Below are 23,497 nucleotides of genomic sequence, written 5' to 3'. Positions count from 1 at the left end.
TTTTGGAACCTCCAGGACCTCCGCGCCATCCAGGAGTAGGATGGGCGAAAGCCCCCAGAGACCCATGGACGCCTTCCGCCTTCGCAAGTGGTACCTCGACTGCGTCACCCCCCACGGGGAGGTCTTCATCGGCTATTGGGCCCGGCTGAGCCTGGGGGGGCTGGACCTGAGCTACTGCAGCCGCCTGGGGGCCGAAGGGGAGGCGGCGTCCTCCTTCCGCCCTTCGGACGAGCCCAGGGTCCTGGACGGCCACCTCGGCTGGTCCTGCCGTCCCCTGGACCTGGAGGGCCGGTGGGAGGCGCGCTGCCCGCCATGCACGCTGCGGCTGCACGAGCGCCAGGGCCGGGACCTCACCTGGGCCTGCCTGCAGCCGGCCTCGGCGGTGGAGCTCGTCCTGGGCGGGCGGCGCCTCCGGGGCGACGGCTACGCCGAGCGCCTGGACCTCGGGTACGGACCCTGGCACCTCCCCTTCGAGGAGCTGCGCTGGGGGCGCTTCGCGGGCGGGGGGGCCTCCCTGGTGTGGATCGGATGGCGCGGGGCCGCGCCGCGGACCTGGACCGTCCTGGACGGCCGGGAGGTGGCCGGGGGGCGGGTGGAGGAGGACCGGGTGAGCCTTCCCGGCGCCACCCTGGAGCTCGAGGTCCCGGACCGCCTCGTCATCCGGGACGCGCCGGTCCTGCCGCCGGGCCTCCTCCGGTTCCCGGCCGTCGCCGGCCTCGTCCCGGCCTCCTTCGGCGCCCTGCGGGAGCGCAAATGGAGGAGTTCCGGCGTCCTGCACAGGGAAGGCGCTCCGGACGTCCGTGGCTGGGTCATCCATGAAACCGTCGGCACCCCATGAGGCCCCCCATGTCCCCCCGCCTCGGCAAGCTCCTCTACGCCCTCCTCTTCGTGGTCCTCCTGCCGCTCCTGCTCTGGGCCTGGGCGCGGGGCGCGGCCGGGCAGGTCCGGCTCCCGCCGCCGGGCCCCGCCTGGGCCGGCCGGATCCTGGCGGCGGCGGGGGGCCTGGCGATGCTCCTGGCCATGGCGACCCTCACGCGCCACGGGGAGGGCCTGCCCATGAACGCCTACCCGCCCCGGCGCCTCGTGGTCCGCGGCCTCTACGCCCTCACCCCGCATCCCATCTACGCGGGATTCTGCGTCCTGTGCCTGGGCGCGGCCATGGCCACGGGCTCGGGCAGCGGGTTCTGGCTGGTGGGCCCGGCGGTGGTCCTGGGCTGCGCGGCCCTCGTGCTGGGCTACGAGGGCCCGGCCCTGGACGCGCGGTTCGGCCGGGAAAGGCGCGGGCCCCTGCTGCGCCTTCCCGCGGCCCAGGACGGTCCGCCCACCCCGGCGGACCGGGCCTCCGCCTACGTCCTGGTGCTCCTGCCCTGGCTTCTGCTCTACGGGCTCGCGGCGGCCCTGGGCACGCCCCGGGACGCCCTCGACCTCGGCCTTCCCTTCGAGCGGGGCTGGCCGGTGGTGGAGGAGGCCGAGCTCCCCTACGCCAGCCTCTACCTGTGGGTCCTCGCCGTGCCCTGGCTGGCGCGGTCCGGCCGGGACCTGCGCCGGTTCTGCACCGCGGGGCTCGTGGCCACCCTTGCGGGCACCCTCTGCTTCGCGGTCCTGCCCGTGATGGCGCCCCCCCGGCCCTTCGAGGCGGCCGGGCCCCTGGGGCGCCTCCTGCAGTGGGAGCGCCTCCACGACACCCCCATGTGCGCCTTCCCGTCCTTCCACGCCGCCTGGGCGATCCTGGCGGCCGGGGCGGCCTCCCCCCGGTGGAAGCCTGCCGCCCGGCTCTGGGCGGCACTGGTGGTGTGGGCCTGCGCGGCCACGGGCATGCACACGCTGGCCGACGTGGCCGCCGGGGCCCTCCTGGGCTGGGGCGCCCTGCGCGCGGACGCCCTATGGGAGTTCCTGCGCCGCGGGGCCGAGAGGGTGGCCAATTCCTGGCGTGAGTGGCGCCTGGGGCCCCTGCGCATCATCAACCACGGGTTCTGGGCGGGCCTGGGGGTGGGCCTGGGGGTCCTCCTCATGTGCGCCTTCACGGGCGGAACCCTCACGCCGGAGATCCTGCTGGTGGTGCTCTGCGGCCTGGCCGGGGCGGGCCTGTGGGCCCAGCTCGTCGAGGGGGGCCCGGAGCTGCTCCGGCCCTACGGCTATTACGGCGGCGTGCTGGGCACCTTCGCCGGCGTCCTGGCCGGGCACCTCCTCTCTGGCCAGGGCTGGCTGCTGCTGGGCGCCGCAGCGGTGGCGGGGCCCGTGATCCAGGGCCTGGGCCGGGTGCGGTGCCTCGTCCAGGGCTGCTGCCACGGCCGGGTGGCGCCGGCGTCCGTGGGCATCCGCTACGTCCATCCCCGGTCCCGGGTGTCCCGGCTCTCCGGGCTCCGGGGCCTCCCCCTCCATCCCTCCCCCCTCTATTCGATCCTCTGGAACGGCGTGACCTGGCTGGTCCTCCTTCGCCTCTGGCGAGTGGGCGCGGGCCTCCCCTTCATCGCCGGCGTCTACCTGGTGCTCAACAGCCTGGGCCGGTTCGCGGAGGAAGGCACCCGGGGCGAGCCCCAGACCCCCGTCCTCGGGGGGCTGCGGCTCTACCAGTGGGTCGCGGTCCCCGTCGCGGCCCTGGGGGCCTTCCTCACGTGCCTGGGCGGCGCGGGTCCGGCCCCCGGGGCGCGCCTGGACGGGACGGCCTTCGCCGCGGCCCTGGGCGCGGGGCTCTGCGTGTGGCTGGCCCTGGGGGCGGACTTCCCGGAGTCGAACCGGAGGTTCTCACGGCTGGCGTGAGCGCCTTCAGGCCCGGGAGGCGTTCCTCCCCGCGATCCGGCCGAACACGATGCACTCGGGGATGGCCATGCCGCCCAGCCTGCAGGCCCCGTGCACGCCGCCGGTGACCTCGCCGGCGGCGAGGAGGCCCGGGATCGGCTGGTGGCGCCCGAGGTCCAGGACCCGGGCGTCGGCGTCGATCTGGATGCCGCCGTTGCAGTAGTGGAGCTTGGGGCGGAGCCGCACGAGGTGGTAGGGCGGTTCGACGCGGTACCGCTCCTGGGTTCCCAGGGGCCTGCCGAATTCCAGGTCGACGCCTTCGTCCAGCGACCGGTTGAAGTGCTCCAGGGTCTCCGACAGCGCGGCCGGATCGATGGCCTGGTCCTGGGCCAGCTCCTCGAGCGTCCCGTAGCGCTTCACGGCTCCGCGCTTCAGGCACTGGGCCAGGTTCGGGTACTGCCGCGCCGCCCTTCCGCCCACGATCAGCATGGGGTCCCGCCCGGCGGCGACCATTTCGCGGGCGCGGGAGAGCCGGTCCGCGAGCTCGTTCACGAAGCGCCTTCCGGTGGACGCGTCGACCATGACCCCGTGGCGCAGGCCCACCAGCACCGAGAACATGGTGCTGACCCCCCAGCCCTCCTCGTCCCGGGAAGTCCAGGGCCCCAGCTGGATCCAGGAGAGGTGGAGGGGCGTAGCGCCGATCCGGAGGGCGCTCACCAGGCCCTCGGCCGTGGCCCCGGGGTGGTTGGTGGTCTCCAGCGCGCCGTCCAGGCCGGGGTCCTGCACCCTCCGGAATTCCACGTCCTGGCACCAGCCGCCGCTGGCCAGGACGAGGCCCCGGGCGGCCCCGATCCTGCGGGGGGCGCCGCTGTCCTCCTGGGGGAAGATGTAGTCCGCGCGGACGGCGGCCCCGGTGACCCGGCCGTCCCCGTCGAGGATGAACCCCTCCAGCGCGGTCTGCAGCCGGATGGGGATCCCCAGCTCCCGGCACTTCACCAGGAGGGCCTGCAGGATCACGGAGCCGGAACAGTTGGCGGGACTGTAGGTGCGCGGAACGGAGTGGCCGCCCCCATGGTGCAGGCTGTCGGCGAAGGCCACGCCGAGGTAGTCCCGGCACCAGAGGAAGGCCTCCAGGGAACCGGCGGCCACGGTGCGCACGAGCTCGGGGTGGTTCAGCCCGTGGCCGGCCTTGAACATGTCCCCGGCCAGCAGGGCCGGCGAGTCCTCGATCCCCTCAGCGGCCTGGAGGGGGGCGTTGGCCACCGCGAACAGGCCGCCGCTGAGCGCGGAATTGCCTCCGGGCAGCTTCATCTTCTCGATGACCAGCACGGACCGGCCCGCGAGCCTGGCCTCGATCGCCGCCGAGAGCCCGGCGTAGCCGGAACCGACGACCAGGACGTCAAAGGTCTCGTCGAACATCGGAACTCCCTGGAGTCTTGCGGTGCGGGCTGCGGTCATGCGGGCACCGCCGCCTTCTTGCTGTTGAGGTACCCGTGCAGGCTGATCCCGGCGGATCCCGAAAGGCCGAGCTTTCTCCGGATGTTCTTCCGGTGGGTCTGGACGGTGTCGAAGGCCAGGTTCATCGTGGCGCAGATCTCCTTGGTGCTGAACCCCGCCAGGATGAAATTGCAGATCTTCATCTCCGTCTTGCTGAGCCGGTGGAGCGCGAAATCCATCTGCGGCCCCGTGTTCCGGGTCAGCGAGGCCAGGAGCTCGCCCAGGAAGTCGATGTAGCCGTTGCGCACCGCGTCGGAGGGCGCGGACCGGATCTTGTGCAGGATCGGCATCAGGTCGCTGGTGATCCTGCGGGAGAGCTTGGCCGAGAGCTCCTCCTGCTCGAGCTGGATGCTCTTCAGGACGCTGCGCAGGGCGATGTTGGCCTCCTCCGTGAGGACCCTGCCGGTCTTGAGCTCCTGTTCCATCGCCTTCTGCCTGGAGATGTCCTCGGTGATGATGATCCAGAGCCTGCTCCCCTCGACGGTGATCAGGCTCACGGTGAAGACGGCCGGGAAGCGGCGCTTGTCGAAGTAGAGGGCGTCCACCTCGACGCTCAGCACCTGGTTCTCGATGATGGTGTCCAGCATCCTCAGGACGGCGGCCTGCCCCGGCTCGTCGCAGAGCGAGCGGATGTGGGCGCCCTGGATGTTCTCGGGGTGGATGCCGAAGGTCTCGCAGGCCTTCTGGTTCGAACCGATGACCTCCAGGTCCTCGTCGACGAGGATGATGCCCTTGCCCACCCCCTGGAAGACGGTCTGCAGCATCTTCTGGGACCGGGCCAGGGCCTGGGCCCGTTCCTGGACCTGGCGTTCGAGCTCCGCCCGCTGGAGGAAGGGGCCGGTCATCTCGCTGAGCAGGACCAGGAAGCCCGGGGCGCTGCCGTCCCCCAGCGCGACGAGCCGGACGGCGAAGGCGGCCTGGAGGGCGGTGCTGGCGTACTTCGGCACCTGGGCGGAGCAGACCTCCAGGGCCCCCTGCAGGGTGTCGCAGGGCAGGCCCAGCCTGACCCAGAAGGGCAGCCCCAGGGTGGGCGCGTCGGCGAGGACCCGCCCGGCCTTGCGGTTGGTCCGGAGGATGACGCCCTGGGGATCGGTCACCAGGATCAGGTCCGACGTCGCCTCGAACAGCTCCTGACCTATGGAGGCGTCGAAGGACGCCCATCGCTGCTCCATGGCAACCCCCATCCGCGGCGCTTCGAATGGCTTGGCCGGAAGGGCCGGCCGTTCTCGTTTCGGGATGATCCGATCATTGTCCTGTGCCAAGGTCTTGTCAACGGCGAGTCGGGTATACCCGCTCCAGGACGGTTCCGGGGCGAAGGTAAAGCCAATGCGGATTTGGTTTTCCGTTGCCAATCGGGTAGGCGGCCCTACCCGAAATTGCCCCGCTTTCTCACCTTTGAGGGTTTCGGGCGGGGGGCCTACTGTGGAATTAATCCATAGGGTATTCATCTACCACTGAGGTTGCCGCGGGGCCTGGCCGCATGGGCCTCGCCCTGCACGGCAAACACCATAACCAGGAAAGGGGAACGACATGAAGAACCCAGACAACCTCGAGGCCAGGGGGAACCAGGACGACGGCCTGGGCGAAGCCCAGGGCTCCGATCGCAGAGGCTTCCTCAGGACTTCGCTCGCGGTGGGCCTGGCGGCCACGGCGGGGACCTTCGCGCTCAACCTCGGCGCCGCGCCCGCGCCCGACGCGCCCCCCGCCAAGAAGAAGCTGCCCACCAAGTGGGACGAGAGCTACGACGTGGTCGTCATCGGCTCCGGATTCGCGGGCCTCGCCGCCGCGGCCGAAGCCGCCGGCAAGGGCAGCACCGTCATCATCCTGGAGAAGATGCCCGTCTACGGGGGCAACTCCATCATCAACGGCGGCGAATACAACGCCTGGACCGACAAGCTGAAGATGCGGGAGAACTTCAAGCTCGGCGTCGACAGCCAGGAGATCCACAAGGCCGACACCCTCAAGGGCGGCGACTTCTTCGGCAGCCCCGAGCTGGTCGAGATCCTCGCGGCCGAGGCCCCCAAGGCCCTGGACTGGATGATCGACGAGGGCGGCCTGCAGCTCCGCCAGATCCTCAACCGCACCGGTGGCCATAGCCAGTACCGCACCCACACCTGCATCGAAGGCGTCGGCAAGGGCTTCACCGAGGCGCTGCGCAAGATCGCCGAGAAGCGCGGCGCCAAGATGCGCCTGAAGGCGAAGGTGAGCTGGCTCTGGCGCAAGGACGTCGACAGCCCCGTGCTGGGCGTCGAGCTCGAGACCGGCCGCGGCCCCGTCAACATCCGCGCGCGCAAGGCCGTGGTGCTCGCCTCGGGCGGCTTCGGCCACGACGTCCCGATGCGCACGATCTACAACCCGACCCTGACCGCAGGGTACAACTGCACCAACCACAAGGGCGCCACCGGCGAGATGATCCGCTACGCCCAGGCCGTCGGGGCCGACACCCTCCACATGGCCTTCATCCAGCTCTATCCCTTCGCCGATCCCGAAACGGGCATCCTGGACGCCCCCGCCGTGTACCCCTTCCGCGGGCCCGGCTACGGCATCGTCTACGTGAACGAGAAGGGCGTGCGCTTCGTCAACGAGCAGGAGCGCCGCGACGTGGTCGCCCGGGCGGAGATGGCCACCGGCGGCAAGAAGACCTTCTCCATCTTCAACGAGGCGATGATCCCCAAGATGGGCACGATGGAGGAGGCCAACAAGGCCGTCGCCGCGGGCCGCTTCGTCCGGGCCGCCACCATCGCCGAGCTGGCAACCAAGATCGGGCTCGACCCGGCCGTGCTCACCGAGACCATGCGCAAGCACGACTCCTACCTCAAGGACAAGAAGGACCCCGAGTTCGGCAAGAACATCACCAGCGTGATGGTCTCCCAGGAGCAGGGCCCGTACTACGCGATCGCGCAGTGGCCCGCCGTCCACCACACCATGGGCGGCCTGCGCGTCAACAAGGAGACCCAGGTGCTCGATATCTGGGGCAAGCCGATCCCGCATCTCTATGCGGCCGGCGAGATCACCGGCGGCCTGCACGGCGCCAACCGGCTGGGCGGCAATGCGACGCCCGACGCGACGGTGTTCGGACGCATCGCGGGCCTCAAGGCCGCGGCCGAGAAGATCTGACGGATACGCCACCGCCGCGGTCCCCGTTCAACCGGGGGCCGCGGCCCCGGAGGAACCACCCGATGAGACGATTTTTCGAATACGGGGTGATGGCCCTGCTCCTGGCGTTCGCCGGGGGGCTGGGCGCGGCCCCGGCGAAGGCTCCTGCGGGTTGCACCGCCTGCCACCCCGATTTCAAGAGCCTGCTGGGGGAGGCGCACCCGGCCGTCAAGGGCAAGGCGATCGCCGAGTGCCTCCCCTGTCACGGCAAGCCCGCCCCGGCCGCGGGAAAGAACGCGTTCGGCGTCAGGATCCACCGCGGACACGCGGCCCCGGAAAGCGGCGTGCCGTGTTCCGCCTGCCACGACTTCAAGCCGGGCCGGTCCTTCACCGTCAAGGGCGGCAAGCGGAACCTGGGCAAGCCGAACGCGGGCGATTTCGCACGGACCCGGGAGCTCATGCCGGTCCCGGGCGCCGCGGCGTTCCTTTCGGGCCAGCATGCCGCCAAGCTGGTCTCCTGCTCGGGGTGCCACGGTCCTGCCTTCCCCCTCAAGGGGGACGAAGTTGCGAACGACCGGTGCCTGGCCTGCCACGGCTCCTACGAGGCCCTTGCGGAGAAGACCAAGCCCAGGGAAGCCCACGGCCTGAATCCCCACAAATCCCACTACGGGGAGATCTCCTGCACCGCGTGCCATTTCGGGCACCAGAAATCGGTGGTCCTCTGCAAGGACTGCCACCCCAAGACCACCCTCGTCATCCCTTTCGACAAGTGAGTGGCACGACCATCCGAACAGACTGGAGTGAACCATGGGCAATCTCGGAATGACTGAAATCCTCCTGATCGGCGCCTGTCTGCTGATCTTCTTCGGGCCCAGCAAGCTGCCCGAACTGGGCAAGTCCCTGGGCAAGGGGATCCAGGAGTTCAAGAAGGCCAGCAAGGAACTGACGGCTGGGCTGAAGGACTGACCTTTCGAACCTACCTATTCATCGCCACGGCCACCGCAAGGTGGCCGTGGCTTTGCCCGATCGGGTCGACCTCCCGGTGTGGATGCCGGGTTCCCGGCCCCCTCCCGGCTTGTTCGGCCCTGGGCCCATTCAGGCCCGCGGCGCTCGTCCGGCCGGGTCGAAATGACGCGAATGCCTTCGTAAAGTCCCGAAGGACGCATTGGTACGGATCTTGAGGGCCGAACGGGTCCCGGAGGATCGGCTCCGGGGACCCCGTCCGCCGCCCCTGGCGTTTCCTTTCCAATCCACGCGCTTTTCAGGAGATCCACGATGCGATCCATCCATGTTCTCCCCGTCGTCCTGGGCCTCGCAGGCCTGCTCGGTTGCGGGGGGTCCGGTTCGGGCACCCCGGCCCCCCGGTCCTCCGCCATGAACGTCACCCTGGTCGACGGCCCAACAACGGCCTACACCTCCATCCTCCTCAGCATCCAGTCCGTCGAGATCAGCCGGGACGGCGGGTCCTGGATGACCCTGGGCACGGTGGGAGGCACCCCGGTCGACCTCCTCACCCTCACGGGCGGGGTGAGCCGGAGCCTGCTGAGGGGCGTGGCCCTGGACCCCGGCTCCTACGGCCAGATGCGGCTCATCCTGGGTTCCACCGGGAACTCGGTAGTGCTCAAGGACGGCACGACCCACGCCCTCACCGTCCCCTCCGGTGCCCAGACGGGCATCAAACTGATCGGGCCGTTCGTCGTCCAGGCCGGAACCACCGCCGACATCTGGATCGATTTCGACGCCGCCCACTCCGTCCAGGTCGTGGGCGCGGGGGCGTCCGGCAAGTACCTGCTGCGCCCCACCTGCTTCGCCTACGAGAAGGCCGTCACGGGTTCCATCACCGGAATCCTCACGGACCAGGCGGACGGGTCGGCCCTGGCCGGCGTGCCCGTTTTCGCCGAGGTCCTGGATGGAGCCGGGAAGCCGTCCATCGTCCGGAGCGCCACGACCGGCGCCACCGGCGCCTACACCCTCGATCTCCTGCCGGTGGGCGGCACCTACTACGTGGTCAGCCTGCCCGCCCCCGGGACGTTCTACGGGCCCAAGGCCAGCGACGGCTTCAGCCTCACCAGCGCCACGCCCACCTTCACCTTCAGCGCCGCCTTCACGGCCACGGCCGGCGTGGGCACCCTGAACGGCACCGTGACGCCCCTGGCCACCGCGAGCCAGTCGGACGGCATCGACCTGCTGGCCACCTTAGCCTCGACCCCCGGCGGCGCCACCCACACGTTCATCCTGGACCGGGACATGGCCGTCGTGGGTGCGACCGAGACTTTCACCTTCGGGTCCCTGCCGGCGGGCACCTACAGCCTGGTGGGTAACCGGACGACCACGGCCGGGGACGGTTCCACGACGGTTGCCGTCGCCGTGCCCGTCGCCGCCACCGTGACGGCAGGCGCCACGACGGCGGCCACGGTCGCCTTCTAGGCAAATATATATTTCGATAATTTCCGATGTGTGTATATTAACCCCATCCCCTTCGGACGGACGGGAGGGGCGGCATCGGAAAGGAAGCAAGGCATGGCAGAGGATCTCCGTTCGCTGGTGGACAGGCTGAAGGCCGTTTCCCACCCTTTGCGCCTGCGGGTTCTGGCCCTGGTGGGCGCGGGGGAGTTGTGCGTGTGCCAGGTGGCGGAGACGCTTTCGGTGCCCGCGTCCTCGGTTTCCGAGGCCTTGCGGGAGCTGCGCAGGGCCGGGTTCGTGACGGAGCGGAAGGAAGGGCGGTGGGTTTTCGTCTCGTGCCCGGAACCGGCCCCACCTCTTCTTGAAATCCTCCTTCGTGAAGCGTCGTCGTTGCCCGAGGCGAACCTGGACCGCGCCCGCGTCGCGGCCGTGAAGGGGATCCCGGTCCAGGACGTCTGCCGCAAGCAGCTGGCCGGGATGGACGAGGCGACCCATGTCTGAATGCTGTGGGGGCGCCAGGCCGGAACCGGCGCCGTCGTTCCTGCGCAGGGGAGGCTGGATCCTGCTGGCCCTTCCGGCCTGGATCCTGCTCTACGCGGTCATCCACCGGCTTTCGGAGGTGATCGCCTTCTCCCTGCTTGGCCTGGCGCCCAGGTCCCACCTGGGCGAGGCGGTGGCGTTCTTCTTCTACGACACGCCGAAGGTCCTGCTGCTGCTCACCCTGATCGTCTTCATCGTCACCTTCCTGCAGACGTTCATCAGCCCGGGGAGGGTGCGCGACGCGCTGTCCCGGCGGAATCCGGGCCTCGGCAACGCCATGGCCTCCCTGTTCGGCATCGTCACCCCGTTCTGCTCCTGCTCTGCGGTGCCCCTGTTCATCGGCTTCCTCAAGGCGGGCGTCCCGCTGGGCGTGACGTTCAGCTTCCTGGTGGCCGCGCCCATGGTCAACGAGGTGGCCCTGGGGATGCTCTTCGCGATGTTCGGCTGGAAGATCGCCCTGCTCTACGCCGGCACGGGGGTGGCCATCGCCTTCTTCGCGGGCCTCGTGCTGGGGCGCATGAACATGGAGCGCCACCTGGAAGGGTGGGTGCAGGAAGCCCTCAAGGCGCCGGCCCTGGCGGATGCCGGGGAGGAGCGGCCCTCCCTTGCCGCGCGCATCGGCCAGGCCGTGCAGGGCGTCAAGGACATCGTCGGCAAGGTCTGGCTGTACATCCTGGTGGGCATCCTGGTGGGGGCCTTCATCCACGGCTTCGTGCCCGAGGCCTTCATGGCGAGCCTCCTGGGGCGGAAGTCGTGGTACAGCGTGCCCCTGGCCGTGGCCATCGGGGTGCCGCTCTATTCCAACGCGGCGGGCGTGATGCCCATCGTGGAGGCCCTGCTGGGCAAGGGCGCGGCCCTGGGGTCCACCCTGGCCTTCATGATGGCCGTCATCGGCCTTTCCCTGCCCGAAACGGTCATCCTGCGCCGGGTCATGCGGCCCCGCCTCATCGGTGCGTTCGTGGGGGTGGTCGCGGCGGGCATCCTCCTGGTCGGTTATCTGTTTAACGCCATTCTCTGAAGGAGATCCCATGCTCATCGAAGTCTTCGGGCCCGGCTGCGCCAAGTGCGAGACCCTGCTCAAGAACACCAAGGCCGCCGTGGAGCAGTCCGGCGGGGACCACGCCGTGGTGAAGGTCTCCGACTACGCGGTCATGGCCGCCCGGGGCATCCTCAGCACGCCTGCCCTGGCCATCGACGGGCAGCTCAAGTTCCAGGGCAAGGTGGCCAGTTCCACTGAAATCCTTGACCTGATCAAGATCTGACCGCCCCTGACGATTCGACAACTGGAGGTACCATGTCCCTTCCGCGCCTCAGCGCCTTCGTTTTCGCTGCCTCCGCAGCCCTTTCCGCCCAGGTTCCCGCCCTGGACCCGGCCGGCCTCACCCAGGTCCTCAAATCCGGCACCTGGACCGTCGTCGAGTTCGGCGGGCCCACCTGCATCCCCTGCAAGAAGATGCAGCCCATCCTCGCCGAGCTCCAGCAGCACTATGGAAACCGCGCCCAGATCCGGAACTTCTACGTGACCGAGCACATCAAGGAAGCCCGGGCCTTCCAGATCATGGCCATGCCCACCCAGGTCATCTTCGATGCCTCGGGCCGGGAGGTGGCCAGGCACGTCGGCTTCTGGGAGAAGGCCGAATTCCAGGCTGCGCTCGCCAAGGCCGGCCTGAAATGACCGAGTGGCTCCAGAACCTCGCCGAGATGATGGCCCAGGCCTCTGCGGCCAAGCAGCTGGGAATCGTCTTCCTCGGCGGATTGCTCACCTCCATGAATCCCTGCGTGCTCGTGGCGGCCCCCCTCGTGGTGGGCTTCACGGGAGGAACCAAGGAGGGGCGGCACCATCCCATGATCCTCTCAGGGGCCTTCGTGCTCGGCCTGGCGGCGGCCTTCACCGCCCTGGGCCTGGTCGCGGCCCTGACCGGCTCGCTCCTGGGCGACATCGGATGGGGATGGAAAGCCTTACTCGGCCTGATCCTCCTGGTCGTGGGCCTTCACCTGCTGGGCGCCTTCAGCCTGCCCACCCCCTCCCATGGCTTCCTGGTCCGCTTCCAGGGAGCCGGGCTTGTCGGAGCCTTCATCATGGGCGCCCTGACCGGGACCCTTTCCGCCCCCTGCGCCACGCCCGCCCTCGCCGCGGTGCTCACCATCGTCGCCCTCCAGAAGAAGATCCTATGGGGGGGCGTGCTGCTCTTCGTGTACGCGGTGGGCCACGTGCTCCTGCTCTTCCTGGCAGGCGCATCCTCCGGCTGGGCCAGCAAGTATGCCGAGAGCCATTTCTCCAAGGTCATGGGGCGATGGCTCCCGAGGGTCATGGGGCTCCTGCTGGTGGGCTGCTCCGCCTGGGTCCTGGTCCTGGCCTGGCAGGCGAAGGCCGCCAGCTGATACTGGACGGCTGTCCCACCGCCTGCGGACGCAAGCAGTTCGAGCGGTTCGACCTTCCCTGCACGCCCCTGGAGCTGACCCAGTTCGGGGTCGAAAAGGGCAGCACCCTCATCGACGAGGCCGTGATCGCCCGGGTGGCCGAGGCCGTAGCGGCCAAGATCAAGGCATAGGACCGGGGTCCCCGGGAAATACCCGGATTCGTCCGGCGGGGAGCGCAATCCGGGCCTCGACTCCGGGCGCGAGGCCGCCCCGTTCGGCCAGATGGCGGGAGGTGGAGAACTGCAGGTGGCCGGTGGCGGGGGCCTGGACCTCCAGGACGGCCCGGACCAGGTCGCCATGGCGCAGCAGCGTGGCGATGCGGCCATTGACATAGGTATGGGCGGGGCGGTCCTCCGGGTAGCCGGGACGGCGGAACACCACGTCCCCGGGGGTGATGACCCACGTGACGGGCTGCCCCACGACAAACCCGGGTCCGGCCGCGGCCATCAGGTCGAGTCCGATCCAGTCCAGGACCAGGCTGCCCTTTTCAAGGTTGACCGCCTTCACGACCGCCGGCAGGATGTTCCGGTTGCCCAGCAGGCGGGCCACCTCCACGGAGCGGGGCGCTCCCATGACCTCCTCCGGGGTGCCTGTCTGCAGGGTCCGCCCCTTGGAGAGCACCACCATGCGGGAGGCCAGCATCGCCGCCTCATCCAGGTCGTGGGTCACCAGGACCATGGGAATGGCGAGGCCCCGCAGGAGGGTGGCCAGTTCCAGGTAGAGCTTCTCGCGGGTGACGCGGTCCACCGCCGAGAAGGGCTCATCCATGAGGAGAACTTCCGGTTGCCGGGCCAGGGCCCGGGCCATGGCGACCCGCTGCTGCTGGCCCCCGGACATGCGGCTGGGCCTGCGGGCTTCCAGTCCCTGGAGATGGACCCGGTCCAGCCAGTGCCGCGCCTGGGCCTCGCGGTCGGCCCCGCCCGTGGCCTCCAGGACGTTCTCCAGGGCCGTGAGGTGGGGAAAGAGCGCGTAGTCCTGGAACACGAACCCCACGCGCCGGCGGCGGGTGGGGACCCAGATGCCGGCGGCGCTGTCGTACCAGGTCTCCGCGCCCACCGAGACGCGGCCGTGGGCCGGCCGGACGAGGCCCGCCACGGCCCGCAGCAGGGTCGACTTGCCCGCCCCGGACGGCCCGACCAGGGCGAGGATCTCGCCCGGGGCGCAGTGGAACTCCGCCGCCAGCGGGATGGGGCCGGCCTGGTCGGCCCGGACGTGCAGCCCCGGTTCAGACATGGGTGTCCCGGCCGCGGGTGGTGGCATACGAGAGGGCGATGGCGCCCATGGAGATCAGCAGGAGCGCCAGCGCCATCGCCCCCGCGCCGGCCGGGTCGAAGGCCTGCGTCCGGTCGTAGATGGCGATCGCGACGGTCCGGGTCTCCCCGGGGATGTTGCCGCCGACCATGAGCACGACCCCGAACTCCCCCAGGGTGTGGGCGAAGGTCACCACCAGGGCGCTCAGGATCCCCGGCCAGGCCAGCGGCAGCTCGATGCGCCGAAATCGGCGCCAGGGCGAGAGGCCGCAGCAGTCGGCGGCCTCCAGGACGGACCTTGGAATGGCCGCGAAGGCCCGCTGCATGGGCTGGATCGCGAAAGGCAGGTTGAAGAGCACCGAAGCCAGAAGGAGGCCCTCGAAGGAGAAGGCCAGGGTCCTGCCGGCCAGCGAGGCGTAGAGCGAGCCCAGGGGGCTCCTGGCGCCGAAGGACACCAGCAGGTAGTAGCCCAGCACCGTCGGAGGCAGCACCAGGGGCAGGGCCACGGCCGCTTCCACAAGGCTCTTGCCGCGGAAGCGGGCCCGGGCGAGGAACCGCCCCAGGAGCACGCCCACGGGCAGCAGGAGGGCCACGGTCCAGGCCGCCAGTCGCAGAGAGAGCCCCAGGGCGGTCCAGTCCATGGTCAACCCCGCTCGCCGGGCAGCAGGAAGCCGTAGCGCCGCAGGATGGCGCGGGCCGCCGGTTGCTGGAGGTACGCATGGAAGGCGCGGGCGGTGGCCCCCGCCCCCCGGAGGAGCACCATGCGCTGGCGCAGGGGCTGGTGGAAGGATTCAGGGATGAGGTCGAACCGGCCCTTGCCGGCGAAGGCCGGGGAGCTGGCCAGGGAGTACGCGATGATGCTGCCCTGGGCGTTGCCGGACACGGCGAACTGGGCAGCCTGGACGACATTCTCCCCCAGGACGAGCCTGGGCTGGATGGCGTCCCAGAGCCCGGCCTTCTCCAGCGCCTCCTGGGCCCGTTTCCCGTAGGGGGCATGCTGGGGATTGGCGATGGCGAAGGATTGAACCCGGGCCCCCACGAGCGCGGCCCGCAGGTCCTGAAGGGTCCCGTCCGCCTTGAGGGGCGAGCCCGCCGGCACGAAGACCCCGATCCGTCCGGTCGCATAGAGGGTGCCTTCGTCGAGGGTCCGCCCGGATTGGGCCAGAAGCCGGACGAAGGCCTCGTCCGCCGAGAGGAAAAGCTGGAACGGGGCTCCCTGTTCAATCTGCCGGGCGGCATTGCCGGAGCTCCCGAAAGACAGGCGGACGGTCCGCCCGGTGTCGTGCTTGAACCGGTCCGCGATCTCCTCCAGGGCGAACTGGAGGTCCGCCGCCGCGGCGATGGTGGGGGGGGCCTCGAGCCTGGAGCGGTGACACCCGGCGAACAGCAGGGTCAAGAGAAGCAGGGCGCCGTAGAAAGCCCGCCGGCCATTCCTGGATGGAACTTCGTGCATGGACCCAGGATAGGGTAGGGTGGCCGGAATCGGGTAACGGTAGAATCGAGGGATGGAAACCCCGGATCCTAAGGACGCCGCCCAGGCAGGAATGGTCATCCAGGGCCTTCGGTTCCTGGTGCCCAGGGAAGCCCTGGAGGCGCTCAGGCGGGGGGCCCTCCTGGTGGACCTGCGCATGGATGAGCTGGTGGCCATGAAGGCCTTCGACGTCCCCGAGCAGATTCACATCTGCCATTCCGACCTGGCCGGCAACCTCGCCGGGATCCCCCGGGACCGCCTGCTGATCCTGGCGGATTCCTCGGGCGTCTACACCAAGGCCGCGGCGGCCACCCTGCGGGCGGCCGGGATCGAGCGCATCGCCTGTCTCAATGGGGGCATGCTCGCCTGGGATGACGCGGGGCTGCCCCTGGCCACCGATCCTGCGGCCCTCCTCTACGGGGCCTGCCCCTGTGTCTTGAAGCCGCGGAACTAGACCGCCCCGGCAGGCCTCTGGTCAAGTTTTCAGAGCCGGACGGCAAACCGCGGCCGGGCATCCGTCTTCCCCGCCCGGACCGGCCTTGGTCCGGTCCGCGCCCCACCGGGTGAACAGGTTCCGGGTGAAGGCCGCGAGCGCGTCCTCGTTGATGGCGTAATAGACCCACTTGCCCTTGCGCTGCTCCCGGACAAGGCCGGCGGCCCGGAGCTGGCCGAGATGGTACGCCAGCTTGGAATGGGCCAGCCCGCCCAGCTCGGCCGCGAGGTCGCAGGCGCACACCCAGACGGGTGCGTCCGGGTGCTCGGGTGAGCAGCAGGGGGTGGAGCGGCCCGCAGCCAGCAGGTCCAGGACCTTGAGCCGGAGGGGGTCCCCCAGGGCGGCCGCGATGGTGACGAGTTCGTCCATGCCTAGAATCATAGGTCGGAATGGGGTCATTTCAACTTTTCTTGACATGTCAAAAAAAGTTGACATATTTGTCCGTGGAGACCTTCGCCATGACCCGACACGAGGAAATGCCCTACCTGGACTTCCGCTGGGGTGTGGAACGGGAGACCCACCGCATGCTTCCGGACGGCCGGCTCAGCCCCGAGCCCCACCCCGCGGCCCTCCGGCCGGGCCCGTTCACCCGGGACTTCGCCGAAACCATGCTGGAGATCGTCACGGACCCGCTCCCGTCCATCGGCCGGGTGATGGAGGAGCTGGAAGGCCTGACCCGGGAGGCCCGGGCGGCGGTCCATCCTGAGCGCCTCTGGCCCTTCAGCATGCCCCCGCGGCTCCCGGAGGACGCCGGCATCCCCGTGGCCGCCCTGGGCCGGCGGGCCGTCCTGTATCGCCAAGGGCTGGCCCTGCGCCACGGCAAGGCGCGGCAGATGATCAGCGGGGTGCATCTCAACACGTCCTTCGGTCCGGCCATGGAAGGCTGGCTCGCCGGGCACGCCCCGCTGGGCGCAGGCGAGGACAGCTTCCAGCTCCGGCTGGCCCGGAACCTGTACGGGGACCTGGCCTGGTTCTCCATCCTCTTCGGGGCCTCCCCGGTGACGGCCGAGGGCGGACCCCTGGCCGTCTCCCATCGCAACGGACCGCGCGGCTACGCCCGGGCCGGGTTCCTGCCGTTCCTGGACCTCACGTCCACGAAGGCCTACCTCGACGGGATCCGCCGGGGCCTGGGGACCGTCTCCCCGGAATTCACGGCCCTGGGCCTGGTGCGGGACGGGCGGGTCCTGCAGCTCAACGGCAACGTCTTCCAGACGGAGAAGGAATTCTACGCGCCCATCCGCCTGCGCCAGGCAGCCCTGGCCGGGGAGTCGGGGCTCCAGGCCCTGTCCCGCCGGGGGGCCGGCTACCTGGAGCTGCGGTTCCTGGACGTGGATCCCTTCACGCCCACGGGCGTTTCGGAGGACGGCCTCCGGCTGATGCACCTCTTCATCCTGGACGGCCTGGCGCGGCCCACGGAGCCCCGGCCCACGGCCGTGCTGGGGGAGGACCTGGACCGGGCCGCCCGGGCCGCGCGCATGGATCCCCGCGCCCTGGACCCGGCCCTCGCGGGGGGCCTGGGAACCCGCCTGGATGAACTCGAACGCTGGGCCCTGGCGCTGGACGGCCTGGAGCCCGGGGGCCGCAACCTCCGGGCCCTGGACGGCTACCGGGCCCGGGTGGCCAGGCCCTCCCTTCTGCCCTCGGCCCGGCTCGCGGCGCTGTTCGAGGCCTCGGGGATGGACTGGACGGCCTTCGGCCTGCACATCGCGAATCAATTTCCGAAAGGAGTGAGCCATGCACTGGACTACGCCGGGGTATGAGGAACTGGAACTCTCCACCCAGCTCGTGATCAGGGAGGCCCAGGCGCGGGGCCACGCGGTGGAGGTGCTGGACGCGCCGTCCAATTTCATCCGCATCCGGGGCGCGGGGCGGGTGGAGTACCTCCGCCAGGCCACCCGCACCTCGGCGGACTCCTACGTGAGCCCGCTGATCATGGAGAACAAGAAGGTCACCAAGCTCCTTCTCGCCGAGGCGGGGATCCGGGTTCCGGAAGGCGGGGACTACGCCAGCCTGGAGGCCGCCGGGGCCGGCTTCCCGCGGTGGCGGTCCCGGGGCACGGTGGTGAAGCCCAACACCACCAACTTCGGGATCGGCGTCTCCATGCTGCCGGCGCCCGTGTCCGAAGCCGAATACCTGAAGGCGGTGGAGACGGCCCTGGCGGCCGACGGCACGATCCTCGTGGAGGAGCTGATCCCGGGGCGGGAATTCCGCTTCCTGGTGATCGGGGACGCGGTGCGGGCCATCCTGCACCGCGTGCCGGCGCGGGTCCTGGGCGACGGCCGGCATTCCATCGCGGAGCTGATCGCGCAGAAGAACGAGGACCCCCTGCGCGGCAAGGGCTACCGGAGTCCCCTGGAGAAGCTCCGCACGGGCCCCGAGGAGGCGGCGCACCTGCGCCTCGCCGGGCTCACGTTCGCGTCCGTGCCCGAAGCGGGCCGCGAAGTCGAGCTCCGGCCCAATTCCAACATCAGCACCGGCGGCGACAGCCTGGATTTCACGGACCGGATCCATCCCGGCTACTCGGAACTGGCCGTGGCCGCGGCCGCGGCCGTGGGGGCCCGCATCTGCGGGGTGGACATGCTGATCGAGGACGTGGAGCGCGAACCTTCCGCCGCCACCTACGGCGTCATCGAGCTGAACTTCAACCCGGCCCTGCACATCCACGACTTCCCGTTCGAGGGCGAGAACCGGCGCGTGGAGCGGCACGTCCTGGACTTCCTGGAGCTGTGACCATGCTGACCCTCGAAGGCCTCACCAAGACCTACCGCGGCGCCCTCAGGCCTGCCCTGGACGCCGTGGACCTGGGCGTGGAGCCCGGCGCCTTCCTGGCCCTCCTGGGGCCCAACGGCGCGGGCAAATCGACGCTCATCAACATCCTCTCCGGGCGCTGCGAGCAGGACCGCGGCACCGCGCGGATCGCGGGCAGGACCCTGGACGCGTCCGACCCCGCGCTGCGCACCCTCATCGGCATCGTGCCCCAGGAGATCCGCTTCGACTACGTCTTCACGGTCGAGGAGATCCTGCGCATGGAAATGGGCTTCTACGGCCTGCGGGCCGACCCGGCCCGGCTGGATTTCCTGCTGGAGCGCCTTTCCCTGGCATCCAAACGCAAGGAGAAGGTGCGGAGCCTCTCGGGGGGCATGCAGCGGCGCCTCATGATCGCCCGGGCCCTGGTGCACCGGCCGCGCCTCCTCCTCCTGGACGAGCCCACCGCCGGGGTGGACCTGAACCTCCGGCACGACCTGTACGGCTTCCTGCGCGAACTGAACGCGGAAGGCCTGACCATCCTGCTCACCACCCACTACCTGGAGGAGGCCGAGGAGCTCTGCGGCCGGATCGTGGTGCTGGACGAGGGCCGGATCGTGGCCGACGAGGCCCGGGACGCCTTCCTGGGCATGGCCGGGGACTTCCTCACCCTCGACATGCGCACGGAGGCGGAGTCCCAGGTCCGGAGCCTGTTCGAAGGCCGGGGCATGGCCGCCGAGGCCGGCGCCGGCCTGCGGGTGGTGTTCCCCAGGTCCGCCCGGGAGCCGGTGCTGGCGGCCCTCGCGGAGGCCTCGCCGCTGGTGGACTCCTTCCAGATCCTGCGGCCCCGGCTGGAGGACGTCTTCATGAAGCTCACCCGGAAGGAGGCCGCCCTTGTTTAGCCCGTGGATCGCGTTCCGGACCCTCTTCCTGCGGGAGGTGATGCGCTACCTGAAGCTGGCCGTGCAGACCCTTTTCGCCCCGTTCCTTTCCAACCTGCTGTTCCTCAGCATCTTCGGCGGACTCATGGCCTCGCGGAGCAGCGGCCCCGGGGGCGGGCCCTACCTCCGGTTCCTGGTGCCGGGGCTCGTGCTCATGGGGACCTTCCTGTCGGCCTTCCAGAATCCCCTGTTCTCCCTGGTGGCCATGAAGTACCAGAACACCCTCCAGGACCTGAGCCAGTACCCGCTTTCCACCGCTTCGAAGTTCGCCGCCTTCGCCCTGGCCGGAGCCCTGCGGGGCTTCCTGGTGGGCGTCATGACCTTCGCCGCGGCGGGCCTGTTCGCGGGCTACCACCTGCAGCACGCGGCCCTCTTCTGGGCCTTCCTGGCCGGCACCGCCTTCGTGGCCGCCTCCGGCGGCATCGTAGCAGGCCTCTACCTGGATTCCTTCGAGAAGACCAACTTCCTCGTGGCCCTCGTCCTGACGCCGGCCATGTTCCTGGCGGGCGTGTTCCAGGCCGCCGGCACCTCGCCCTGGCTGGACCTCATCGCCCGGTACAACCCGCTGGCCGCCCTGGTGGGGCAGGGCAGGGGGCTCTTCCTGGGGACCGGCGGGCCGGAGCCCGTCACCTTGCTGCTGGGCGCGGCCTTCTCCACGGGGTCCGTCGCCCTGGCCATCTGGGCCGTGGGGGCCCACAAAGGCATGAAGATCGAATAAGGAGCTTGCCATGACCCACGCCGCCGCATGCTGTGAACTCCCGTCCCAGGCCGAAGCAACGGCCCTGCGCAGGCTGCCGTACTTCTTCTCCGACGCCGCGGCCATCTGGCGCCGGGATCCCGCGCTGCGCGGGGGCGCCCTGAAGGCGCTGGAGATCGTCCTCTACGCCTCCTTTTGGGCCATGCTGCTCCACCGCGTCGCCCACCCCCTGCACCGGCTGGGGCTGCCCTTCGTGCCCCGGCTCCTGAGCCAGGCGGCGCGCTTCCTGACGGGCATCGAGATCCACCCCGGCGCCGTGATCGGGCGCGGGCTGTTCATCGACCACGGCATGGGCGTCGTCATCGGCGAGACGGCCATCGTCGGAGAGGATGTCCTGCTGTACCACGGCGTGACCCTGGGAGGTGTGGATGCCAGGCCCGGCCGCCGCCATCCCCGGCTGGGGAATGGGGTCATGGTGGGGGCGGGGGCGAAGGTGCTCGGCCCCGTGACCCTCGGTGACGGGGCCCGGATCGGGGCCCAGGCCGTGGTCCTCACCTCCGTGCCCCCGGGCAGGACGGCGGTGGGGGCGCCCGCGCGCATCGTTTGAACCGGCCCCCTGCGCGGTGACCCTCCGTCCATGCGAAGGGGAGGAAGGCCAGGCCCTTGTGGAAAACCCCCGGCCTCGACCTCCCCTCCTTGTCCGTTCCCGGCGCCTCTGCAAGACCTCAGCGCCCCAGCGTTTCAGCTTTTTCAAGGGAAACCGGCAATGGGGTCCACTGCCCATCCGCCCGGAATCCTCTGGGGAATGGATCAGACGCCGGGCCGCAGGGATCCCGAAGAGGCGCTGGGTCACAGCATCCCCGCACCTCGACCCGGCAGACTCGTCGAAGGCGTCACCCCTCTCAAGGAGCGATCCAGGCGGAGGGGCCGCGCCCCGGCAAACCAATGGGTCGGGCCGTGGCAGGGTGGGCCGCGCCTGAGGGCTTCCTCCTTCAGGCGCCTCCCTCCCGGTCTGCCGGAGGACCCGGAGGTCCATGGTCGCTTGGCAGAGCGACCGTCTGTTTTTCGAGCCGCATTTCGCATTCCCGAAGGAAATTATTCAGGGCCAGGCTAGGTCTGCTCGCCGAATTTTCGCCGGGGCCTGGGGCCCTTTGCCCAAAAAGCGTAATAAACAGGGGGCTTCTTTCGGATTCCACGAGAGTCGCCCCGGTATTTTCGTTTTACTTCCGGCTTGTTCCATAACAAACCATTTCTAAACTTGGGAGTGGAATTAAACGGAACAAATTGGGTTGAAGTGGCAATTTGTGGCATTCCCTCCCTCTCCCCTGCAATCTTTGAATGTTGTTGAAAGGCGACACCGGTGCTGCGACTTCGCGGAAATGCACCGGCCACCGTGGACGAAAAGGGCCGTCTCAAGCTGCCCACCACCTTCAAGGCCGACCTGGACGTCTTCGCCAAGAGCGAAGGCGAGCCCGGCCTGCGCGCGTACCTCACCTCCCTGGACGGCAAGGGGGCCCGGCTCTACCCCCTGCCCGTGTGGGAGGCCATCGAAGCCAGGCTGGCGTCGGTGCCCGGCACCAACCCCGCCAAGCGGCGGTTCCTGGAAGTGACGGCGTACTACGGCTCCGAAGTGGAGCCCGACGCCCAGGGGCGCTTCGTCATCCCGCCCACCCTCCGCGAGGCCGCGAGCCTCGTGGGCGAAGTGGCCATCCTCGGCCAGATGGACCACCTGGCCATCTGGAACAAGGAGGCCTTTGCCGGCCGGCTCGTGGCCGACCCCCTCACCACCGAGGACCTCGCGGCCCTCGCGGACCTGGGGATCTGACCATGGAACCCGTCGTCCACATCCCCGTCCTGCTTGCCGAAGTGCTGGAGAACCTCCCGGTCCCGGCCGGCGGCCGCGTGCTCGACCTCACCCTGGGCCTGGGCGGCCACGCCGAGGCCATCCTGGCCCGGTGCGACGCCGACACCCGCTACCTGGGCGTGGACCGCGACCCCGAGGCACGGGAGCGGGCCAGGGCCCGCCTGGGTTCCGACGCCCGGCTCACCATCCTCGCCGACACCCACGAGGACGTGTGGGACCACCCGTCCTTCCAGGCCTGGCAGCACCTCCAGGCCCCCGGCGGCCTCGACGCCGTCCTCCTGGACCTGGGCGTGTCCACCCTCCAGCTGCGGGACCCCCGGCGGGGCTTCAGCTTCATGGAGGAAGGCCCCCTGGACATGCGCATGGACCCGGAATCCGGGGAGACCGCCCTCCAGTGGCTCGCCGAGCAGACGGACGAGTCCCTGGCCGACGCGCTCTACGCCTACGGCGAGGAGCGGGCCTCGCGGCCCATCGCCCGGAACATCCTCCGGGCCTTCCACGACGGCCGGCTCCACTCGACCTTCGACCTGGCCCAGGCCATCTACAAGGTCCTGCCCCGGGACGTGGCCCGCAAGAAGAAGCAGATCGACCCCGCCACGCGCACCTTCCAGGCCATCCGCATCGCCGTCAACGGCGAGCTGGGGCGCCTGGCGGCGACGCTCGAAAAGGCCGTGTCCTTCCTGAAGCCCGGGGGCCGCATCGGCGTCATCTCCTTCCACAGCCTCGAGGACCGCATCGCCAAGCAGACCCTGCGCCGCCTCGCGGGCGTCTACGACGGCCCGGGGCGCACCTCCCCCGTCGTCCTCCCCAGGCTCATCAAGCTGGTGCACGCCGGCGGCCTCAAGCCCACCGAGGCCGAATGCGCCGCCAACCCACCTTCCCGCTCCGCGCGCCTGCGGATCGGGGAACGGCTCTCCGATTCCGAATCCACGAGGAACCCGCGATGAACGGAAAACGGTTCGACCCGCGCCAGACCCTTTCCCATGCCCCCCGCCAGGTGGAGGGCGAGGGCGTGCTCCGCATGCTCCTCCTGGTGTTCGCCCTGGCCATGCCCCTGGCGTCCATGGCCTACCTCAAGATCCAGCACACCCGCATGAGCTACGAGATGAGCGAGATCCGGGAGAAGATCCACAGGGAGGAGGAGGCCCGGCGGACCCTGCTCCTGGAGCGGAGCCGCTTCCAGCGGGACGAGGAGGTCCAGGCCTTCGCCGCCAAGACCGGCCTCGTGCCCCACAAACAGAGCCACCTGATCCCCACGGTCTTCACCAAGGAGGACCAGAGGCTGGCCAAGCTGCTGCCACCGGGGCAGGTTGGACTCTAGTAAGATTGGAATTCGCCCA

26 protein-coding genes are annotated in these 23,497 nt (G+C 70.0%); 20 read left to right on the top strand and 6 right to left on the bottom strand.

The window, feature by feature from the left end:
* The first annotated feature begins 40 nt into the window (after positions 1–40).
* Together ACZ5MC_RS14605 and ACZ5MC_RS14600 are read left to right on the top strand one after the other, a co-directional pair.
* Positions 41–838 (top strand): hypothetical protein, encoded by a 798-nt coding sequence (locus ACZ5MC_RS14605; protein WP_306601238.1) that lies wholly within the window; start codon positions 41–43, stop codon positions 836–838.
* A gap of 8 nt (positions 839–846) precedes the next feature.
* Positions 847–2,760, top strand: coding sequence for a prolipoprotein diacylglyceryl transferase family protein (locus ACZ5MC_RS14600; RefSeq protein ID WP_306601237.1), 1,914 nt, complete (start codon positions 847–849; stop codon positions 2,758–2,760).
* Positions 2,761–2,766: 6 nt separating this feature from the next.
* On the opposite strand, the gene ACZ5MC_RS14595 is transcribed toward ACZ5MC_RS14600, so the two are convergent.
* Both ACZ5MC_RS14595 and ACZ5MC_RS14590 read right to left on the bottom strand, forming a co-directional pair.
* Positions 2,767–4,158: a flavocytochrome c gene (locus tag ACZ5MC_RS14595; RefSeq protein WP_464516137.1), complete on the bottom strand. Its 1,392-nt coding sequence runs from the start codon at positions 4,156–4,158 to the stop codon at positions 2,767–2,769.
* Between the two features lie 35 nt (positions 4,159–4,193).
* Positions 4,194–5,408, bottom strand: a complete 1,215-nt coding sequence (locus tag ACZ5MC_RS14590; protein WP_464516136.1) for a PAS domain S-box protein — start codon at positions 5,406–5,408, stop codon at positions 4,194–4,196.
* A 358-nt stretch (positions 5,409–5,766) separates the two neighbouring features.
* Here ACZ5MC_RS14590 and ACZ5MC_RS14585 point away from each other — a divergent pair, with 358 nt between their 5' ends.
* From ACZ5MC_RS14585 to ACZ5MC_RS14545, 9 genes are all read left to right on the top strand, one after another.
* Positions 5,767–7,353, top strand: coding sequence for an FAD-dependent oxidoreductase (locus tag ACZ5MC_RS14585; RefSeq protein ID WP_306601234.1), 1,587 nt, complete (start codon positions 5,767–5,769; stop codon positions 7,351–7,353).
* Positions 7,354–7,415: 62 nt separating this feature from the next.
* Positions 7,416–8,105, top strand: a complete 690-nt coding sequence (locus ACZ5MC_RS14580; RefSeq protein ID WP_306601233.1) for a cytochrome c3 family protein — start codon at positions 7,416–7,418, stop codon at positions 8,103–8,105.
* A 34-nt stretch (positions 8,106–8,139) separates the two neighbouring features.
* A complete protein-coding gene (locus ACZ5MC_RS14575; RefSeq protein WP_306601232.1) occupies positions 8,140–8,298 on the top strand; it encodes a Sec-independent protein translocase subunit TatA/TatB in 159 nt (52 codons plus the stop codon).
* A 309-nt stretch (positions 8,299–8,607) separates the two neighbouring features.
* Positions 8,608–9,759, top strand: coding sequence for a DUF4382 domain-containing protein (locus tag ACZ5MC_RS14570; protein ID WP_306601231.1), 1,152 nt, complete (start codon positions 8,608–8,610; stop codon positions 9,757–9,759).
* A 93-nt stretch (positions 9,760–9,852) separates the two neighbouring features.
* The gene (locus ACZ5MC_RS14565) at positions 9,853–10,236 is read left to right on the top strand and encodes an ArsR/SmtB family transcription factor (protein WP_306601230.1); all 384 of its coding nucleotides are present in this window, start codon (positions 9,853–9,855) and stop codon (positions 10,234–10,236) included.
* The gene (locus ACZ5MC_RS14560) at positions 10,229–11,293 is read left to right on the top strand and encodes a permease (RefSeq protein ID WP_306601229.1); all 1,065 of its coding nucleotides are present in this window, start codon (positions 10,229–10,231) and stop codon (positions 11,291–11,293) included. The genes ACZ5MC_RS14565 and ACZ5MC_RS14560 overlap by 8 nt, the downstream gene beginning before the upstream one ends.
* A gap of 10 nt (positions 11,294–11,303) precedes the next feature.
* Positions 11,304–11,537, top strand: coding sequence for a thioredoxin family protein (locus tag ACZ5MC_RS14555; RefSeq protein WP_464516135.1), 234 nt, complete (start codon positions 11,304–11,306; stop codon positions 11,535–11,537).
* 32 nt (positions 11,538–11,569) lie between these two features.
* The gene (locus tag ACZ5MC_RS14550) at positions 11,570–11,950 is read left to right on the top strand and encodes a TlpA family protein disulfide reductase (RefSeq protein WP_464516134.1); all 381 of its coding nucleotides are present in this window, start codon (positions 11,570–11,572) and stop codon (positions 11,948–11,950) included.
* Positions 11,947–12,657: a cytochrome c biogenesis CcdA family protein gene (locus ACZ5MC_RS14545; RefSeq protein ID WP_464516133.1), complete on the top strand. Its 711-nt coding sequence runs from the start codon at positions 11,947–11,949 to the stop codon at positions 12,655–12,657. The genes ACZ5MC_RS14550 and ACZ5MC_RS14545 overlap by 4 nt, the downstream gene beginning before the upstream one ends.
* Before the next feature lie 159 nt (positions 12,658–12,816).
* On the opposite strand, the gene ACZ5MC_RS14540 is transcribed toward ACZ5MC_RS14545, so the two are convergent.
* From ACZ5MC_RS14540 to modA, 3 genes are read right to left on the bottom strand one after another with little or no spacing between them, the layout of a single operon-like run.
* Positions 12,817–13,929, bottom strand: a complete 1,113-nt coding sequence (locus ACZ5MC_RS14540; protein WP_464516132.1) for an ABC transporter ATP-binding protein — start codon at positions 13,927–13,929, stop codon at positions 12,817–12,819.
* A complete protein-coding gene (gene modB, locus ACZ5MC_RS14535) occupies positions 13,922–14,587 on the bottom strand; it encodes a molybdate ABC transporter permease subunit (RefSeq protein ID WP_464516131.1) in 666 nt (221 codons plus the stop codon). Before modB ends, ACZ5MC_RS14540 begins: the two co-directional genes overlap by 8 nt.
* 2 nt (positions 14,588–14,589) lie before the next feature.
* Complete coding sequence (gene modA, locus ACZ5MC_RS14530) at positions 14,590–15,399, bottom strand: molybdate ABC transporter substrate-binding protein (RefSeq protein WP_464516130.1); 810 nt, start codon at positions 15,397–15,399, stop codon at positions 14,590–14,592.
* Positions 15,400–15,451: 52 nt separating this feature from the next.
* On the opposite strand from modA, the gene ACZ5MC_RS14525 reads away from it, so the two are divergent.
* On the top strand, positions 15,452–15,871 hold the full coding sequence (locus tag ACZ5MC_RS14525) for a rhodanese-like domain-containing protein (RefSeq protein ID WP_464516129.1): 420 nt from the start codon (positions 15,452–15,454) through the stop codon (positions 15,869–15,871).
* Positions 15,872–15,892: 21 nt separating this feature from the next.
* Here ACZ5MC_RS14525 and ACZ5MC_RS14520 read toward each other — a convergent pair whose 3' ends face one another.
* On the bottom strand, positions 15,893–16,279 hold the full coding sequence (locus ACZ5MC_RS14520) for an ArsR/SmtB family transcription factor (RefSeq protein ID WP_464516128.1): 387 nt from the start codon (positions 16,277–16,279) through the stop codon (positions 15,893–15,895).
* Positions 16,280–16,368: 89 nt separating this feature from the next.
* Between ACZ5MC_RS14520 and ACZ5MC_RS14515 the strand changes: the two genes are divergently transcribed.
* From ACZ5MC_RS14515 to ACZ5MC_RS14480, 8 genes are all read left to right on the top strand, one after another.
* The gene (locus tag ACZ5MC_RS14515; protein WP_464516127.1) at positions 16,369–17,670 is read left to right on the top strand and encodes a glutamate--cysteine ligase family protein; all 1,302 of its coding nucleotides are present in this window, start codon (positions 16,369–16,371) and stop codon (positions 17,668–17,670) included.
* The gene (gshAB, locus tag ACZ5MC_RS14510; protein ID WP_464516126.1) at positions 17,645–18,640 is read left to right on the top strand and encodes a bifunctional glutamate--cysteine ligase GshA/glutathione synthetase GshB; all 996 of its coding nucleotides are present in this window, start codon (positions 17,645–17,647) and stop codon (positions 18,638–18,640) included. The genes ACZ5MC_RS14515 and gshAB overlap by 26 nt, the downstream gene beginning before the upstream one ends.
* A 2-nt stretch (positions 18,641–18,642) precedes the next feature.
* Positions 18,643–19,557, top strand: coding sequence for an ABC transporter ATP-binding protein (locus tag ACZ5MC_RS14505; protein WP_464516125.1), 915 nt, complete (start codon positions 18,643–18,645; stop codon positions 19,555–19,557).
* Positions 19,550–20,314 carry an ABC transporter permease gene (locus tag ACZ5MC_RS14500; protein WP_464516124.1) on the top strand — a complete coding sequence of 255 codons (765 nt, stop codon included), beginning with the start codon at positions 19,550–19,552 and terminating at the stop codon, positions 20,312–20,314. The genes ACZ5MC_RS14505 and ACZ5MC_RS14500 overlap by 8 nt, the downstream gene beginning before the upstream one ends.
* Positions 20,315–20,324: 10 nt before the next feature.
* Positions 20,325–20,900 (top strand): serine O-acetyltransferase EpsC, encoded by a 576-nt coding sequence (gene epsC, locus ACZ5MC_RS14495; protein WP_464516123.1) that lies wholly within the window; start codon positions 20,325–20,327, stop codon positions 20,898–20,900.
* A gap of 753 nt (positions 20,901–21,653) precedes the next feature.
* Positions 21,654–22,118 carry a division/cell wall cluster transcriptional repressor MraZ gene (locus tag ACZ5MC_RS14490; protein ID WP_306601212.1) on the top strand — a complete coding sequence of 155 codons (465 nt, stop codon included), beginning with the start codon at positions 21,654–21,656 and terminating at the stop codon, positions 22,116–22,118.
* Between the two features lie 2 nt (positions 22,119–22,120).
* Positions 22,121–23,104, top strand: coding sequence for a 16S rRNA (cytosine(1402)-N(4))-methyltransferase RsmH (rsmH, locus tag ACZ5MC_RS14485; protein WP_464516122.1), 984 nt, complete (start codon positions 22,121–22,123; stop codon positions 23,102–23,104).
* Entirely contained in the window at positions 23,101–23,478 is a 378-nt protein-coding gene (locus tag ACZ5MC_RS14480) for a hypothetical protein (protein WP_306601210.1), read from the top strand. The genes rsmH and ACZ5MC_RS14480 overlap by 4 nt, the downstream gene beginning before the upstream one ends.
* The last annotated feature ends 19 nt before the right edge of the window (positions 23,479–23,497 follow it).

This window comes from Mesoterricola sp. JemC181, assembly GCF_055384585.1.
This window is presented reverse-complemented; position numbering and strand designations above follow the sequence as displayed.

Bases quoted from the DNA above. Each gene is read 5' to 3' on its own strand.
- ACZ5MC_RS14605 (WP_306601238.1), top strand. From the start codon at position 41: ATGGGCGAAAGCCCCCAGAGACCCATGGACGCCTTCCGCCTTCGCAAG.
- ACZ5MC_RS14600 (WP_306601237.1), top strand. From the start codon at position 847: ATGTCCCCCCGCCTCGGCAAGCTCCTCTACGCCCTCCTCTTCGTGGTC.
- ACZ5MC_RS14595 (WP_464516137.1), bottom strand. From the start codon at position 4,158: ATGTTCGACGAGACCTTTGACGTCCTGGTCGTCGGTTCCGGCTACGCC.
- ACZ5MC_RS14590 (WP_464516136.1), bottom strand. From the start codon at position 5,408: ATGGAGCAGCGATGGGCGTCCTTCGACGCCTCCATAGGTCAGGAGCTG.
- ACZ5MC_RS14585 (WP_306601234.1), top strand. From the start codon at position 5,767: ATGAAGAACCCAGACAACCTCGAGGCCAGGGGGAACCAGGACGACGGC.
- ACZ5MC_RS14580 (WP_306601233.1), top strand. From the start codon at position 7,416: ATGAGACGATTTTTCGAATACGGGGTGATGGCCCTGCTCCTGGCGTTC.
- ACZ5MC_RS14575 (WP_306601232.1), top strand. From the start codon at position 8,140: ATGGGCAATCTCGGAATGACTGAAATCCTCCTGATCGGCGCCTGTCTG.
- ACZ5MC_RS14570 (WP_306601231.1), top strand. From the start codon at position 8,608: ATGCGATCCATCCATGTTCTCCCCGTCGTCCTGGGCCTCGCAGGCCTG.
- ACZ5MC_RS14565 (WP_306601230.1), top strand. From the start codon at position 9,853: ATGGCAGAGGATCTCCGTTCGCTGGTGGACAGGCTGAAGGCCGTTTCC.
- ACZ5MC_RS14560 (WP_306601229.1), top strand. From the start codon at position 10,229: ATGTCTGAATGCTGTGGGGGCGCCAGGCCGGAACCGGCGCCGTCGTTC.
- ACZ5MC_RS14555 (WP_464516135.1), top strand. From the start codon at position 11,304: ATGCTCATCGAAGTCTTCGGGCCCGGCTGCGCCAAGTGCGAGACCCTG.
- ACZ5MC_RS14550 (WP_464516134.1), top strand. From the start codon at position 11,570: ATGTCCCTTCCGCGCCTCAGCGCCTTCGTTTTCGCTGCCTCCGCAGCC.
- ACZ5MC_RS14545 (WP_464516133.1), top strand. From the start codon at position 11,947: ATGACCGAGTGGCTCCAGAACCTCGCCGAGATGATGGCCCAGGCCTCT.
- ACZ5MC_RS14540 (WP_464516132.1), bottom strand. From the start codon at position 13,929: ATGTCTGAACCGGGGCTGCACGTCCGGGCCGACCAGGCCGGCCCCATC.
- modB (WP_464516131.1), bottom strand. From the start codon at position 14,587: ATGGACTGGACCGCCCTGGGGCTCTCTCTGCGACTGGCGGCCTGGACC.
- modA (WP_464516130.1), bottom strand. From the start codon at position 15,399: ATGCACGAAGTTCCATCCAGGAATGGCCGGCGGGCTTTCTACGGCGCC.
- ACZ5MC_RS14525 (WP_464516129.1), top strand. From the start codon at position 15,452: ATGGAAACCCCGGATCCTAAGGACGCCGCCCAGGCAGGAATGGTCATC.
- ACZ5MC_RS14520 (WP_464516128.1), bottom strand. From the start codon at position 16,279: ATGGACGAACTCGTCACCATCGCGGCCGCCCTGGGGGACCCCCTCCGG.
- ACZ5MC_RS14515 (WP_464516127.1), top strand. From the start codon at position 16,369: ATGACCCGACACGAGGAAATGCCCTACCTGGACTTCCGCTGGGGTGTG.
- gshAB (WP_464516126.1), top strand. From the start codon at position 17,645: ATGCACTGGACTACGCCGGGGTATGAGGAACTGGAACTCTCCACCCAG.
- ACZ5MC_RS14505 (WP_464516125.1), top strand. From the start codon at position 18,643: ATGCTGACCCTCGAAGGCCTCACCAAGACCTACCGCGGCGCCCTCAGG.
- epsC (WP_464516123.1), top strand. From the start codon at position 20,325: ATGACCCACGCCGCCGCATGCTGTGAACTCCCGTCCCAGGCCGAAGCA.
- rsmH (WP_464516122.1), top strand. From the start codon at position 22,121: ATGGAACCCGTCGTCCACATCCCCGTCCTGCTTGCCGAAGTGCTGGAG.
- ACZ5MC_RS14480 (WP_306601210.1), top strand. From the start codon at position 23,101: ATGAACGGAAAACGGTTCGACCCGCGCCAGACCCTTTCCCATGCCCCC.